Genomic DNA, 14,609 nt, shown 5'->3' on the forward strand with positions numbered 1-14,609 from the left:
TCCGATTCGCCGTCCGCTCGCGCTGCCCTCGGCAGCGCCTAGCGAGAACGGCTTACACCAACATTGCCGACACTACCGCAGCAAGTGCGCCAATACATACGAAAAGGGGGCCTGCGGCCCCCTTTTTTTCGCAACTACAAACGCTACGGCGGCTGCACGCTGCCGCACCCTCGCCCGCATTAGTAACCACACGCGTTACCGCGCGCAGCAGCAACAGCAGCCGCAGCGTCAACGGACGGTCGCTCGCAACCTCTTACTTACCCATGAGCTTCTGGATGCGCTCCATGGCCTCGACCGTGGCGTCGGCGTCACCGAAGGCGGTCAGGCGCACGTAGCCCTCGCCCGAGGGGCCGAAGCCTGCGCCCGGCGTGGTGATGATGTTCGCCTCGGTCAGCAGCTTGTCGAAGAACTCCCAGCTGCCCACGCCCTCAGGCGTCTTGCACCAGATATACGGGCTGTTCACCGCGCCGTACACGGTGAAGCCGGCGGCCTCGAGGCCCTCCTTAATCACGCGTGCGTTATTGCGATAGTAGGCCAGCGTCTCCTCGATCTGGCGCTCGCCTTCCTCAGTGTAGATGGCCGCGGCACCGCGCTGGATGATGTAGCTGGCGCCGTTGAACTTCGTGCACTGGCGGCGGTTCCACATGGCGTTGAGGCTCTGGCCGTCGCGAACCAGCTCCTTGGGCACCACGGTGTAGCCGCAGCGCGCGCCGGTGAAGCCCGCCGTCTTGGAGAACGAGCGGAACTCTATGGCGCAGGTCTTGGCGCCTTCCACCTCGTAGATGGAGTGCGGCACGCCCTCTTCGGTGATGAAGCGCTCGTAAGCGGCATCGAACATGATGATGGCGTCGTTGGCGTTGGCGTAGTCGACCCACACCTTCAGCTGCTCGGCGTTGAGCACGGTGCCGGTGGGGTTGTTCGGGCTGCACAGGTAGATGACGTCCGCGCGACCCTCGGGCAGCGCCGGGCAAAAGCCGTTCTCAGCGGTGGTGGGCATGTACACGATGTTCGTCCAGCGCTCGGCGGCCTCGTCGTAGTCGCCCGCGCGGCCGGCCATGGCGTTTGAGTCCACGTACACGGGGTACACCGGATCGCACACGGCCACCACGTTGTCGACGTCGAGGATGTCGCCGATGTTGCCGCAGTCGGACTTCGCGCCGTCGGAGATGAAGATCTCGTCGTCGGCGATATCGACGCCAAGGGCGTGGAAATCGCGCTTGGCGATGGCAGCGCGCAGGAAATCGTAGCCCTGCTCGGGGCCGTAGCCGTGGAAGGTCTCGGACTTCGCCATGTCCTCGACGGCAGCGTGCATGGCCTCGATAACGGCCGGGACCAGCGGGCGCGTGACGTCGCCGATGCCCATCTTGATGAGTTTCGCCTCGGGATGCGCCTCGGAATAAGCGGCAGTACGGCGGGCGATCTCGGAGAACAGATAGCTGCCGGGAAGTTTCTGGTAATTCGGGTTGACCTTAGCCACGAAGGGCCTCCTTGCACGTTCGGTTTCCGCAAGCGGCGGCGCAGCCGCGACCGCCGCAGTTTTCATACGGGTCAATTTTGCAGCGGATTTCCCCAAGATTTCCGAAATGTAACGTAGGGGTTCCCGGATTTAACACGGAAGCGTCGGCACAAGGCCGGCGCTTCACGAATGCATCAAATTACGATCCGGGAGCCGCCCGAGCTAGCGGATGCGGTTCGCCATATGGCAGCCGAGCTAGCGGACGCGGTTCATCATCAAGCCGCACGAACTAGCGGCGTGGTTCGCGATCCGGTCGCCCGACCTAGCGGATGCAGTTCGTCATCTGGCCGCGCTCGGCGACGGGGACGTCGATGCCCGCGGCCTTCCCCGCCTCGATGCACTTGAGCAGCCAGGCCATGTTCTGCCCGATGTTGCGCATGGTCTGCAGGCCCTCCGCGTCCTGCGCGGCCTCGCCCGGCAGGCGACCGTGCACGTTGTTCCAGTACGTGGACGACACGACGGGCATCTCGCAGATGGTGAAATACTTGTTCAGCACGTCGAACGACGCCGTGGTGCCGCCGCGGCGCGCAACGGCCACCGCCGCGCCGGGCTTATGGCGAAACGCCGCGCCGCCTGCATAAAACGCGCGGTCGAGTGCGCACAGGATGCGGCCCGAGGGGTGCGCGTAGTACACTGGCGTGCCGAACACGAAGCCGTCGGCCTGCGCCGCCTTGGCGATCAACTCGTTCACCACGTCGTTAGCGATGGCGCACTTCCCGCCCAGCTCGGCGCACTTGCCGCAGGCGATGCAGTCGTTGACGGGCATGTTGCCCAGCCACATGGTTTCCGTCTCGATGCCGTGCCCCTCAAGCGCGGCGGCAACCTCAGCGAGCGCAACCGACGTGTTGCCCTCCTGCCGCGAGCTGCCGTTGACCAGCAAAACCTTGCTCATAGGAATATCCTCTCGTCCGGATGACCCTGTAGATGTCAAACCCATTGTACAAGCGCCAAGGGCCGCCAACCAAAGAAGCACACACCCCGGGCACTTCGGGGAGGTGGCGCTGTATACCCGACATTCGCACGCTCGCTTGTGCGATGGCGATCACCGGGATGCGGCAGGGGTAGAGTTCTGTACGGTTTTGCAGAAAACCAGGCCGGATTTTGACATGAGTCTGAAGTTCTGGGCGGTTTTTCGCCAGCTTCTCTGATTACCGATGCAGCCGACCTGGGGAAACACCGAACCCTGAAGGCCTTTCGGGCAAATTCGACCTGCAGAACCGCCCAGAAGATTCGATGTTCTAGAACCGCGCGGCCTGCTTCGCCGCTCCTCTCCCAACCACACACTCTCGCGGCCAACATCACCCCGCCCCTTGCGCAGTGCGATTCCGGACAGTTAGCGCTACGTCCCCAAAGTGTCCGCCCGCGCCCCGTACCCCGGGCTCGCCTTATAATGAAGGGCAACATCACGCCGTCGCCTGAAAGGCATCGCCATGAACCACCTGCCCACCGACCAAACCGACATCGCACCCGCCAGCCCTACGCATATCGAGGTGCGCGGGGCGCGCGTCCATAATCTGCGGAACGTGAACGTCGACATCCCGTTGGGCCAGTTGGTGGGCGTGTGCGGCGTCTCGGGCAGCGGGAAAAGCTCGCTGGCCTTGGGCGTTTTGTACGCGGAAGGCTCGCGACGCTACCTGGAGGCGCTGTCCACGTACACGCGACGCCGCATGGGGCAGGCCGCGCGCGCCGACGTCGACGAAGTGCGCTACGTCCCCGCCGCGCTGGCGCTGCATCAGCGCCCGAGCGTCCCCGGCGTGCGCAGCACCTTCGGCACCATGTCCGAGCTGCTGAACAGCCTGCGCCTGCTGTTCAGCCGCGTGGGCAGCCACCCGTGCCCACACTGCGGCACCTTCGCCCCGCCCTCCATGTCGGTGGCGGCCGAGCAGCCGATCACGTGCGCGAACTGCGGAAAGACCTTCTTCGGACCCGGCGCCGAGGACCTTGCCTTCAACAGCGGCGGCGCCTGCCCCACCTGCGGCGGCACTGGCACCGTGCGGCGCGTGAACGAGGCCGCGCTGGTCCCCGACGAGAGCAAAACCATCAACGAGGGCGCAGTGCTTCCCTGGGGAAGCCTGATGTGGGACCTCATGAAGCAGGTGTGCGGCGAGATGGGCGTGCGCCTTGACGTGCCGTTTTCCCAGCTCACGCCCGAGGAACGAGACATCGTCTTCCATGGCCCCGCCGAGAAAAAGCACATCCTGTACAAGGCGAAGAAAGGCGACAACTTCGCCGAGCTCGACTTCACCTACTACAACGCCGTCTACACCGTGGAGAACGCGCTGGCGAAGGCCAAGGACGAAAAGGGCCTGGCGCGCGTGGCCCGCTTCCTGACCGAAGGGCCGTGCCCGGATTGCAAGGGCACGCGCCTGTCGGCGGCGGCGCGCGGCCCGCTCGTGCGCGGGATAAACCTGGCGAAAGCGTGCGAGATGACGCTCGACAAGGCAGTGACCTGGGTAGACGACGTCCCGGAAACGCTTGCCGAGGACCTGCGCCCCATGGCGGTCTCCATCTGCGAGTCGTTCCAGCATACGGCGCGGCGGCTGCTTGAGCTGGGGCTGGGCTACCTGTCGCTCGACCGCGCGGGCTCCACGCTGTCCACTGGCGAACGCCAACGCGTGCAGCTGGCGCGCGCCGTACGCAACCGCACCACCGGCGTGCTCTACGTGCTGGACGAGCCCTCGATCGGCCTGCACCCGGCGAATATCGACGGCCTGCTGGGCGTCATGCGCGACCTGTTGGCCGACGGAAACTCGGTGGTGATGGTCGACCACGACACGCGCATCCTGGCCGCGGCAGACTACCTGGTGGAGATGGGCCCGGAAGCCGGAGCCGGCGGCGGGCACGTGGTCGCCTGCGGAACGCCGGCCGAGCTGCGGGCTGATGCGCACTCGCTGATTGGGCGGTACTTGCCGGTGACTGGCGAAGCGGGGAACACCACGGACGCGCCGACGCGTGGCAATGAGCTCGTGTCGCGTCCGCAAACGAAAACGGAAGCAGTCACCTCGATGGGCGAAACGCAGCCGCAGACCGAGGCACTCGCGTGCGCCACACCCGACCCCATGGCGAATGCGCGACCTCGCTGCCCGGAAAACCAACTGTTCGAGCGCGGCACCATCCACCTGGAAACCAGCCCGTTGCATACCGTGCACGCGCTTTCCGTCGACCTGCCCGTCAACCGGTTGACAGCGGTCACCGGCGTATCCGGAAGCGGCAAGACGACGCTGGTTCTCGAAGAGCTGATTCCCGCGCTGAACAGCGCAAACGCTGGCGAAACCCTGCCCGCAAGCGTGCGCGGGATCGACCCCGCCGGTATCGTCCGCGCGCAGCTCATCGACGCAACCCCCATCGGCGCGAACGTGCGCTCGACCGTTGCCACCTATTGCGGCGTGCTCGACGACCTTCGCCGCGCTTTCGCGCGCACCGAGGAGGCAAAAGCCGCGGGCCTGAAGGCGGGCGCCTTCTCCTACAACACCGGCAAGCTGCGCTGCCCCACCTGCGACGGCACCGGCCAGGTGTCGCTTGACGTGCAGTTCCTTCCCGACGTGGACGTTCCCTGCCCCGATTGCCGCGGCCGCCGCTACAGCGGCGAGGCCGACGCCATCACTTGGAACGGGCACACGCTCGCGCAGCTCATGGCCATGAGCATCGACGAGGCGCTCGACGCGTGCGCCAGCCTGAAGAAGGCGCACGCCATGCTGCAAACGCTGCATGGCCTGGGGCTTGGCTACCTCACGCTCGGCGAGGCCACGCCGGCGCTCTCCGGCGGCGAGGCGCAGCGCCTCAAACTTGCCAGCGAAATGGGGAAAGCCCAGGACGGGGCGCTGTTCGTGTTCGACGAGCCCACCATCGGCCTGCACCCGCGCGACGTGCGCACGCTGCTGAACGTGTTCCAGCACCTGGTTGAGCAAGGCGCCACCGTGGTGGTGATCGAGCACGACCTGGACTTCATCCGCAACGCCGACTACGTCGTGGACATGGGCCCGGGCGGCGGCCAAGCAGGCGGACGCGTGGTAGCGCACGGGACCCCAGCGCAAATCGCCCAAAACCCCGCCAGCCTAACCGGCAGCTATCTATAAGGGGAAAGAAAACGCGCGCTGGCCAATGCGTTCGCAGGGTACTCCGGTCCGCGCTGATAGCTCTCGCGGGAAGGGAGGCGTGTTGGGATTCGATGCACCGCCCTTCATCATGGCCGGCCAAACGACCGAAGCCCAAAACGTTGTATGCCTATGTTGGCCCAGCCGATTCGTCTGATTTGTCCTCGCAACCGACACCACACCCGGCAAAATGCCCTATACGGCCCCCAAAACCACGGCAATCACGAGCAACACTACCAAAAACGCAACGTTCCACGCAGTGAACACGAGCAGGTAGCGCCCACGAATGCCGGGGCGGCCTACCATGACCGCCTTGAACGTGATGAGGCTTGCCATAGACGCGATGAGCGTGCCCAAACCGCCCAAGTTCGTGCCCACGATCAGCGCCTGCCACTGATCGGTGAACCCTGAAAGCAGCACCGCGGCCGGCACGTTGCTGATAACCTGGCTGCCCCCTACTGCGGCAAGCAGCGCGTTGCCGCCCACCGCCGCCGAGAGCGCGTCGTGCAGCACCGGAACGCGACCCATGTTCCCCACGAACACGAACAGGGCCGCAAAAGTCGCCAACAAACCCCAATCGACCCGCCGCAACAGGCTTGCGTCCGAAAGGGAAACGCCCAGCAGCACCAACGCCAGCAAAACACGGACGTCCAACACGCCCAAAACCGCAGCCAAGCAGCATGCGAACAAAACGCCGTACACCGCCAACCGCTTACGCGAGCAAGCGGAGAAGCATTCAGGGGAAGCGGATTCGGGCGATATGCCAACCGACGGATGCACATCCGCCAGACGAGTGCTCGAAGCCCCGTCCGCAACACAAGCGGTTATGGTTTCTGACATAAATCTTTCCGTAGCCACCCCGTGCGCAGCTTGATAGTTATGCACGGAATCTTCCGCAGCGTCATCGGACGCAAAACCGCCCGATGATGAACATCGAATCCCAAGATCCCCAGTCGCAAAATCACCCAATGGCGCAAATCGGCCAACGCCACCGGCCTCGCGCACTTCCCCGCCTCGAAAGCACAGCGCGCACGCAAGCGCCAGCATTGCAGCGGACGCAGCGGTATACGGGCCCATGAGCTGCAGAAACTCCCCAACGCTCATACCTGAAGCCGTGAACAGGTACAGGTTCTGCGGGTTGCCCACAGGCGTGAACATGCTGCCGAGATTCGCCGCAATGGTCATGAGCGTGGCCACCAGGCACATGCGGCCCTCCATGCCCGCGCGGCGCAAAACCACCAAAGCCAGCGGCACGAACGTGATGAGCGCGACGTCGTTGGTCACCGCCATGCTAGCGAAGAACGCAAGCCCGACCAGCACGCCGGCAACAGCACGTTGCGTCCGAGCGCGCACGACCAACCACGCCCCCGCAGCATCCAACACGCCGAGCGAGCGAAACCCCGCCACCACCGTCATCAGACAGAAGAGCAGCGCCAGCGTACGCCAATCAACGTACGCGGCATACCCGGCATCAGGCGGCACAAGGGCGCACGACGCCCATGCCGCCGCAACAGCAACGACCAGCACGGTCTCGCGCGCCGCAAAAGCCCGAATCGCGCGCGCAGCCGAGCGAATCGATATGTTTCCCGTCTTAATCACGAGATGCAAGGGTAACACGCCATCCCACCCGTCGCATTATCGCGATTCCGTCAGCTTTTCGCCGATTGAAACATGACCCCGTTATGCTAGATATCTGTACGCGCAATGCGCAGCACGGCAATACCCATCCGAAGGTGGTTCCAACGCATGTTATTCGCCAAGATCAAGCAGCATTACGAAGCCGTGGTGGCGGTGTGCTGCTTCCTTATATTGTTCACGAACGTGGGCCTGCCCTCCACGTCGTTTTCCGTATACCAACCCTACCTGGTCGATCTACCGGGCGTCGGGCATTCGGGCGGGTCGATCATCGTGTCGGTGCGCACATTCGTGTCGCTTCTGGCGATGCTGGTGGTCGGACGCTACTACGACCTGGTCGATTGCCGCATCGGCGCGTTCCTGGCAACGCTATGCGTCAGCGCCGGGTTTGCGCTGTACTCGCTGGCCGACAGCAACTTCGGCATGCTGTGCGGCGCCTCGGCGCTGACGGGCCTGGGCTACGGCTTCGGCGGCATGATCGCCTCGACCATGCTGATCAACCGGTGGTTCCGGGCGAACGTGGCCACCGTGGCCGGCGTCGCCGCGGTGGGCTCGGGCGTGGCGGCCATCATCATCCCGAACGCGGCGGTGGCGCTCATCAGCGCCTTCGACCTTCAGACCGCGTTCAGGGCGGAAGCGGCGTTGGCCCTGGTCATCGGCGTGACCGTATTCGCCCTGCTGCGAAACGACCCGCGCGACATGGGCCTTACCCCCTACGAGGGAAGCCCCAAGGCGGTGCAACGCGAGCAGGAGAAAAGCGCCCAGCAGCTTGAACGCGTAAGGAAACGCCACGTCAACCGCGATCTTTCCCCGCGCACCATGCCGCTTCTGTTCCTGGCCATGATCATCATCGGCTGCGTGTCGGTGGGCGGCGGCAACTACCTGGCCGTGCTGTTCACCTCCGAGGGCTTCTCCGCCGAGCACGCCGCCACGCTGGTCGCAGTCAACGGCGCATGCTTGACGGTGGCGAAGCTGGTCAGCGGCATGGCGTTCGACCGCTTCGGCACCAAACGCGGGTCGGCGGTCTTCTTCGCCTTGTACATCGCGGGCACGGCGGTGCTGTGCCTGTCGGATATGGGCAACACGGGGCTTGCAGGGCTGGGCGTGCTCATGTTCGGCATCGGCATGTCGCTGGGCACCGTGGGCATTTCGGTATGGTCCATCGAGCTGGCTCCGCGCGGCAAGGAGACGCGCACCATCAAGAACTTCCAGGTATGCTACGCGCTGGGCGGGTTCATCTTCACGTTCCTACCAGGTTTTTTGACCGAGGCATTCGGCACCTACCTGGTGTCATACGCAGCCCTGCTGGCCATGCTGGTGGTTGCCGCCATCATCGTGATCGGAGTCTACACCGCCACCGACAAACGCACGAACGCATAAAGCAGCGCAACGTTTACTCAATCGCCAGCGCCATGGAGCCGCACTGCTCGTAGAGGTACTTGAACCAGCTGTAATTGACGGTCACGTAACCCTGCGTGGGATCCATGATGCACGCGCGGTGACCCTCCACGCCCAGCAGCACCACGCAATGCTCCAGGTCATAGAAGGAATTCGCCTCCAAGGGCTCGTCGAAATACGGGTCCTCGAAGTCGAGCGTGGTCCACACGAGCACCGGGGTTCCAGACGACGCCTTGCTGGCAAGCTCGTCGAAATCGGTGCCGGTGAGGTTGGCAAAACGCTCGCTAGCGCCCTCTTCCTCCAGATAGGCGTTGCCCGCCGTCTGGATCGCCGGCGGCATGCCCTCGCCCGCCCAGTACGGATCGCCCCAGAACGCCGAGGCATAATCGTCGCCTTCCACGTCGAAGGGCAGCTGGTTCGCCACGATGGAATCAGGGTCGGCATCGTGGCCCATTGCCTGCAGCACCGCAGCGAGCGAATACACCTCGCAGCCCGCCGGCATGCTGGGGTACTGGAACAGCTCGGGCACGCTTGCGCTCGTACCGCTCAGGCCGGTGAAGTCGACCACCTGCATCACGTTAGCACGACCGAAACCTCCCGCGGCTTCCTGCCTCATCGCGCCCAGGGCATCGCGACGATTCCGGGAGAACCCGTCGGCATCGTCGGGGCGCATGCCAGGCGCAACGGCCTCCGCGGCTTCTGCATCATGCGGCTGCTGCTCCTGCTGCGCCTCTGCCGAGTCGTCGGCGGCGTACGCCGTCTCCAGCGTTTGGGATTCCAGGGCTTCCTGCGCAACATCCTGATCGCCGCTGTTTGCGCCGGCGTGACCATGCGTTGCCAGAATGCCGACGACCACCAATGCAGCCACGACAACGGCCACGGCCGCCATCAGCGAACGCCCGCGCACAGACCAGCTGCTACCGCCGATCACCGCCCCGCCGACGCTGATGAACGCGCCATTGTGAGCAACACGGGAAGCATCCGCGCCGTGTCGCGCACCGCCACGGGAACGGGCAGCATGAGGAACCGTCACGCGCGCGTGACGGGCTGAAGAGCGCGAGGCTGCGGCACGGCCGCGCTCGGCGGAGTCGTCGGCCTGTTCGCCAGATGCACTGCGCTCGCCGAGCATCTCGACCGGCACGGCGAACAGCGCAGCTTCGGCAGCATCGCCATGCGGACGATGCTTAACGGGCGCATCGACCGAGTCGGACGAGGCGACATCGGCGGCGCGGCCAGCTGCGCGCGCCGCGGCGGACGACGCAACTTCAGTCGCTTGTCCGATTGCGCGCGGCGCGGCGGACGCTTTGCCGGCCGCGCTTTGCCCGCCCGCCGTCACACGCGCGTGGCGACCCGGGAGCGGAATCTGGCGCGCATGACGTCCTTGCGGCGTCTCCTGCTTGTCAAAATGAGTGTCGATAGGTTCTCCCATCACGTTCTTCCTAGAATTGCGCGCACGCAAAAGCGCACGGTTCACGTTCGTTTCGAACATGATACCGACCGCAGCTGAAGCCTTTCTGAAAAGCCAAAACCTTGCTGCAGTTAAACCACAATTGGGTAACAGAAAGTCAACAAAGGCGAACTAGATGGAGTTTTGCGTCTTCGATTGCTTCTCGGAAACCATCGCCCACAGGAGCCGCAAAACGGCAAAACAGCGGCGGCCATCCGCGCAAAACCGCACCAAGCGCCTTCCGAAGCAGCTCGCGCACAACCCCCGAAAGCTGCGCCAACGGGCCTCTTACTCGAGCTTCTGCTGGACGCCCACGTCCTCGGGCTGGATGTCGCGCACGATGTGCATGGTGACGGTGGCGGTCAGGCGCACGTTGCCCTGCTCGTCCACGATGCGAACGTCGGCGATGGAGCTCGTGCGTCCCGTGCGCACATCGCGCGCCTCGACGAACACGTGCTCGCCGAGCATAACTCCCCTGATGAAATGCACGTCACAGGTTTGCGTGACCACGTACTTGCCCAGCGTCCAAGGCGCCGCGCACCCGCAAACGTCCACCAAGCTCATAAGGTAGCCGCCGAAGGCGTTGCCGAAGAAGTTGCAGGCCTTCTCGGGCACGACGACCGAGTTGCGCACGAAGCCCTCTTCCATAACCTTGGGCTCAAGGTTGCCAAGCCACTGACGATTCGTCTCGTACATCTCCAGAAGGCTCTCGCGCACAAACGCTTCCATGGGCAGCTTCCTCTCTTCAACCATCGCCGCAAACAGGCATCTCAAACCGCCGGCAAAAACCGGACGCGTTGCCAAGCGGCCTGAAACGCTTGACGCCACACCCCCGAAATGCGGAGGGAGCGAACCGGGTCAATCGGCGGCAAGAACGGGCCAAACAAGTCAAACCAGCCGAACCGGGGGCAAAGACGCATTCGCGCAAGCCGCCTGTCACCCCGAAACACAATCCGGACACTTGGTTCTACGTCCCCGAATTGTCCGGCCGAAGCGTCCGGGGTCGGACACTTTGGGGGTCGGACACTTTGGGGACGTAGGATTATGTGTCCGGGTTAGCGTTGTCCACGCTGGCGTTTCTTTTCGGCGAAGTGCTCTTTGGTGACGATCTTGGTGATGAAGGTACCCTCGGAAACCACGTCGCCGGCGTCGTCTTTGGCCACCACGTGCCAGAACTGCTTGCGGCCGCCGTAGCTGGGATCTTCGTGCTCAAGGTCGGCGAAACCGTGCAGGATGCCGGATTTGCCCGGCTTCTTGTGGCGGATATCGGACTCCAAGCCGAACGGCAGCTCCTTGTCGAAATCGGTGCGCGCCTCGGCGCCGCGACTTGCGCACGATTCCAGCAACGCAAGGGTGGCGCCGCCGTGCAAAAAGCCATGCGGCTGGTAAATCTCCTCGGAAATGGGCATGGACATCTCGATATGCTCGGGAGTGACCAGTTCGCAGGTGATGTGCAAAGTATCCAGAAGGGTCATGAAAACCTCCGAAAACGAAGGGGCCGCGAAAACCGCGGCCCGCAGCCTATTGTTTATCCGTTTCAGTATACGTTGGCGAACCCGGACCTTCCCCGGGCAAATCCTCCGACGTGACCGAAGGCGAAACCTCCGGCAGATCGGCAGCCCAATCGGCAGCGCGCTCATGCGGCATGCCATCCGCGTTCGCCGGCCGCGCCGCATCCAGCGGCACCGTCGCGCCAGCGCGCTCGGACCCAGCTCCTGCCGCAACAGGCACCGTCTGGGCGGCAGACGCAGGCATATGCGTTTCCGCAAAAGGCACCGTTTGAGCGGCGACACTCGCCGTGACGGCACCGCCCACCTCGACAGCGCCGTCCGCCGCGACCCCGCCAACTTCCGCCGGTACCACACCCGCGGCCCGCTGCCCGCCATGCGCCGCATGCGCACCGGCTGCATCCGCCATGCGCGAGCGCAGCGCGGCCGCACGCTTGCGGCGCACCGCGTCGGCGTGCGCCTCTTCCTGCAAACGCGCCGCGGTAGCAGCCGTGCCGGCGACGGCGCCCATGTCCTGGTCGTACGCCGCCTTCTTCACGTCGCCCTTGAACGCCTTCGTGGTGTTGATCAGCACGGCGCCGATGATGAACGGCATCCAGAACACGATGCCGCGATACACTAGGCCGATGGCCGTACCGGCCGCCGCCGATTCGCCGAAGCTGGTGAACGCCACAACGACCGCCGCCTCGACCACGCCCACGCCCTGCGGCGTGACCGAGATCATAGCGAACAGCGTTGCCACCACGTAACCGCACACCAGAGCCGGCGCCGTGTCGACGCCGAACCCGATGCCCACCAGCGCGAAGCACGAAAGCTCGCACAAACTGGCGATCAGCGAGCACCCGTACGCCTGCAGCGTGGGTTTGGGGCTGTGGCCGATCATACCGGCGGCCTCGGAAAACGCCTGCGCGATGCGTTCGGCCCACGGCTCAAGCGGCTTTTTGCGCACGCGCGCAACCACTTTGCGGCTCAAACGCTCGACGGGCCGCAAAAGGCGCATCAGCGAATCGGGCTTTTTGTGCGCCAGGATAAGCAACGCCACCATGGTTCCCACCAGGCACAACACCACCATACCCATAAGGAACCACACAGGCGACAGCCCCACCGTGACGGCCAAGAAGATGAACGCGCACACCATAAGCGTGGAGAACGCGCCGTCGATGGTGATCTGCATGAGCAGCGCCGCACCCGTGGCCTTGCCGGCGGGGATGCCGCGCCGTCGCGCGTCGTCGACCACCAACGTGGTGCCCGCCAGGTTCATGGACGGCGCGATGGTATTCATGAAAAACGTGCCGAAGACCAGCGGCAACGTTGATTTCGGCTCCATGCGCTCTCCCACGGCGGCGAAGCTGCGCGAATAGGCGAAGCTTTGCGCGAAGTACTTCCCCAGCTGCGTGAGGACGGCCGCGACCAGCGGCAGGGGGCTTCCCTGCTTCATGGTCTCGCCCAACTCAACCAGCTGGTCGCCGCGCAAAAACACCACCGCAAGCACGATGATGAGCACCACGCCCATGAAAAGGTTCTTAACGTTGAATTTCATGCAGCCGCCTAACGTTGGCCCGCGGTGTCGTTACAGCTCAGAAACTCGCGCAAATCGGTATGCATCAGAAAATCAAGCTCGGCCTTGCCGCGTTCGTCAAGGTCGGTTTCCACGAACAGGAAGCCGTAGCAGCCGAACGTGGGCACGTCGAACTCGCGCAACTCCAAAACCCTATCGAAGCGCTCGGAAAACGCCGGGTAATCGAATTCCTCGGTTCCCGTCACGCCCTCCGGCGGGTTGAGCAGCGACATGGTGTACACATGGTCGCCCGCATACGCGAACGCCGCGTCGTAATCGGGCAGCGTATCGGTCAAAAACGCCTCATAGGTGCGGAACCCATAGGCGTGCTGGGCAACATCGGTGCCGCCCAGGCCGGCGAATCGCAAGGGGTTGAACTCGATGGGACGAATGACGCCGCCGCCCTGCTCGTCCACGCGCACTTCCACGTGAACCGGAAAGTTACGTGCTCCTACCAGGGCGTTCACGCGCGAAAGCCATTCCTCGAAGGCAGGCGCTTTCTCGCGCACGATGGCCGCCGAGGTAGTGTACATGCGATCGGACGTGTCGTCGGGACCGGCGAAATCATGACGCAGCACGTTGAGCACGTGCGCCGCGCCCTGCTCATCGAAGAATGCGTCCAGAGCATATTCCTGCCCCGTGATGAACTGCTCCAGGATGAAATCGTTGCCAGCGACCACGCTGTCGGGATACATGTCCGCCCAAGCAGCCGCGTTCGACGCGAAATCAGCCAGCGCCTCGTCCCAATCACCACGGCAGCGCACCGCATGCACGCCCATGCTGCAGAACCCGCGCGCGGGCTTCACCACGAACGGCATATGCGGCTCAAGCTCGGCGAAATCAAGTTTCCCCAGCTCATCAGCCGTGCATGAACGGAAGAAGAAGCCCTCATCCATCTGTGCCAGAAGCTTGCGCATGGCAACCTTGTCCTTGAACACGGAGATGGCGTGCGTAAGGCCGGGATTGTCCGCATGCGAGCAGATCCACTCGAGCGTGTTCTCGGAGTTGGTGTAAACGCGCTCGCCCGCGGAAAGACGCGAGGCGGCCTCGGCCTCATCGACCAGGTGCAACGCCCGCCCGGACGCAAAAGCCGTGCGCTCGGAGAACGCATTGCGAAGCACAGGGTGTTGCGAAGATTCAAGCCATTCCAACAACTGCGGCGAAGCATACGGTTCGTCAAGGATGACCATGGCAACCCCCTTCTCTAGCGGCCAACGCAAGCGCAGCCCTCTAAGCATGATAAGAAAGTATACCCCCACGCGCACACCGCCGCACCGCCGCAGGAAAGCCCTCACGCAAAGAGTATGCTGCAGCCCACCCCTTGCAGGCGGCGGTATACTGCTGCGCAGCGAAACCGATTCGGACAGGAGGCATCAGTGCACGGCAATATTTCAGTAAGGGACTGCGAAATCCTGGACCAGAAGAGGGCCAGGCTTTCAACCGCAGTCCCTTA

The 14,609-nt window shown here is 64.1% G+C and carries 10 protein-coding genes; 2 read left to right on the forward strand and 8 right to left on the reverse strand.

The window, feature by feature from the left end; genetic code table 11:
• Nucleotides 1–253: 253 nt before the first annotated feature.
• Both Q0G75_RS00905 and Q0G75_RS00910 read right to left on the reverse strand, forming a co-directional pair.
• Nucleotides 254–1,477, reverse strand: coding sequence for an LL-diaminopimelate aminotransferase (locus Q0G75_RS00905; RefSeq protein ID WP_294415261.1), 1,224 nt, complete (start codon nt 1,475–1,477; stop codon nt 254–256).
• Nucleotides 1,478–1,778: 301 nt separating this feature from the next.
• Nucleotides 1,779–2,408, reverse strand: coding sequence for a flavodoxin family protein (locus Q0G75_RS00910; RefSeq protein ID WP_294415263.1), 630 nt, complete (start codon nt 2,406–2,408; stop codon nt 1,779–1,781).
• Nucleotides 2,409–2,946: 538 nt separating this feature from the next.
• Between Q0G75_RS00910 and Q0G75_RS00915 the strand changes: the two genes are divergently transcribed.
• Complete coding sequence (locus tag Q0G75_RS00915; RefSeq protein ID WP_294415264.1) at nt 2,947–5,592, forward strand: ATP-binding cassette domain-containing protein; 2,646 nt, start codon at nt 2,947–2,949, stop codon at nt 5,590–5,592.
• A 213-nt stretch (nt 5,593–5,805) separates the two neighbouring features.
• Here the strand turns inward: Q0G75_RS00915 and Q0G75_RS00920 are convergent, their stop codons facing one another.
• Nucleotides 5,806–7,209: an SLC13 family permease gene (locus tag Q0G75_RS00920; RefSeq protein WP_294417689.1), complete on the reverse strand. Its 1,404-nt coding sequence runs from the start codon at nt 7,207–7,209 to the stop codon at nt 5,806–5,808.
• 147 nt (nt 7,210–7,356) lie between these two features.
• Here Q0G75_RS00920 and Q0G75_RS00925 point away from each other — a divergent pair, with 147 nt between their 5' ends.
• The gene (locus Q0G75_RS00925) at nt 7,357–8,625 is read left to right on the forward strand and encodes an MFS transporter (protein WP_294415270.1); all 1,269 of its coding nucleotides are present in this window, start codon (nt 7,357–7,359) and stop codon (nt 8,623–8,625) included.
• Nucleotides 8,626–8,638: 13 nt separating this feature from the next.
• On the opposite strand, the gene Q0G75_RS00930 is transcribed toward Q0G75_RS00925, so the two are convergent.
• The 5 genes from Q0G75_RS00930 to Q0G75_RS00950 form a co-directional block, all read right to left on the reverse strand.
• Nucleotides 8,639–10,072: a C39 family peptidase gene (locus Q0G75_RS00930; RefSeq protein WP_294415271.1), complete on the reverse strand. Its 1,434-nt coding sequence runs from the start codon at nt 10,070–10,072 to the stop codon at nt 8,639–8,641.
• Between the two features lie 306 nt (nt 10,073–10,378).
• Nucleotides 10,379–10,819, reverse strand: a complete 441-nt coding sequence (locus Q0G75_RS00935) for a PaaI family thioesterase (RefSeq protein WP_294415273.1) — start codon at nt 10,817–10,819, stop codon at nt 10,379–10,381.
• 326 nt (nt 10,820–11,145) lie between these two features.
• The gene (locus Q0G75_RS00940; protein WP_294415275.1) at nt 11,146–11,565 is read right to left on the reverse strand and encodes a PaaI family thioesterase; all 420 of its coding nucleotides are present in this window, start codon (nt 11,563–11,565) and stop codon (nt 11,146–11,148) included.
• Between the two features lie 46 nt (nt 11,566–11,611).
• Nucleotides 11,612–13,138 (reverse strand): flippase-like domain-containing protein, encoded by a 1,527-nt coding sequence (locus Q0G75_RS00945; protein ID WP_294415277.1) that lies wholly within the window; start codon nt 13,136–13,138, stop codon nt 11,612–11,614.
• Nucleotides 13,139–13,146: 8 nt separating this feature from the next.
• Nucleotides 13,147–14,346: an ATP-grasp domain-containing protein gene (locus Q0G75_RS00950; protein WP_294415279.1), complete on the reverse strand. Its 1,200-nt coding sequence runs from the start codon at nt 14,344–14,346 to the stop codon at nt 13,147–13,149.
• Nucleotides 14,347–14,609 lie beyond the last annotated feature (263 nt).

Source organism: uncultured Senegalimassilia sp., assembly GCF_934636665.1.
Lineage (GTDB): Bacteria > Actinomycetota > Coriobacteriia > Coriobacteriales > Eggerthellaceae > Senegalimassilia.

What these genes read in the sequence shown, in the direction of transcription:
- Q0G75_RS00910 (WP_294415263.1), bottom strand. Translation starts at nt 2,408, where the DNA reads ATGAGCAAGGTTTTGCTGGTCAACGGCAGCTCGCGGCAGGAGGGCAAC.
- Q0G75_RS00915 (WP_294415264.1), top strand. Translation starts at nt 2,947, where the DNA reads ATGAACCACCTGCCCACCGACCAAACCGACATCGCACCCGCCAGCCCT.
- Q0G75_RS00925 (WP_294415270.1), top strand. Translation starts at nt 7,357, where the DNA reads ATGTTATTCGCCAAGATCAAGCAGCATTACGAAGCCGTGGTGGCGGTG.
- Q0G75_RS00930 (WP_294415271.1), bottom strand. Translation starts at nt 10,072, where the DNA reads ATGGGAGAACCTATCGACACTCATTTTGACAAGCAGGAGACGCCGCAA.
- Q0G75_RS00935 (WP_294415273.1), bottom strand. Translation starts at nt 10,819, where the DNA reads ATGGAAGCGTTTGTGCGCGAGAGCCTTCTGGAGATGTACGAGACGAAT.
- Q0G75_RS00940 (WP_294415275.1), bottom strand. Translation starts at nt 11,565, where the DNA reads ATGACCCTTCTGGATACTTTGCACATCACCTGCGAACTGGTCACTCCC.
- Q0G75_RS00945 (WP_294415277.1), bottom strand. Translation starts at nt 13,138, where the DNA reads ATGAAATTCAACGTTAAGAACCTTTTCATGGGCGTGGTGCTCATCATC.
- Q0G75_RS00950 (WP_294415279.1), bottom strand. Translation starts at nt 14,346, where the DNA reads ATGGTCATCCTTGACGAACCGTATGCTTCGCCGCAGTTGTTGGAATGG.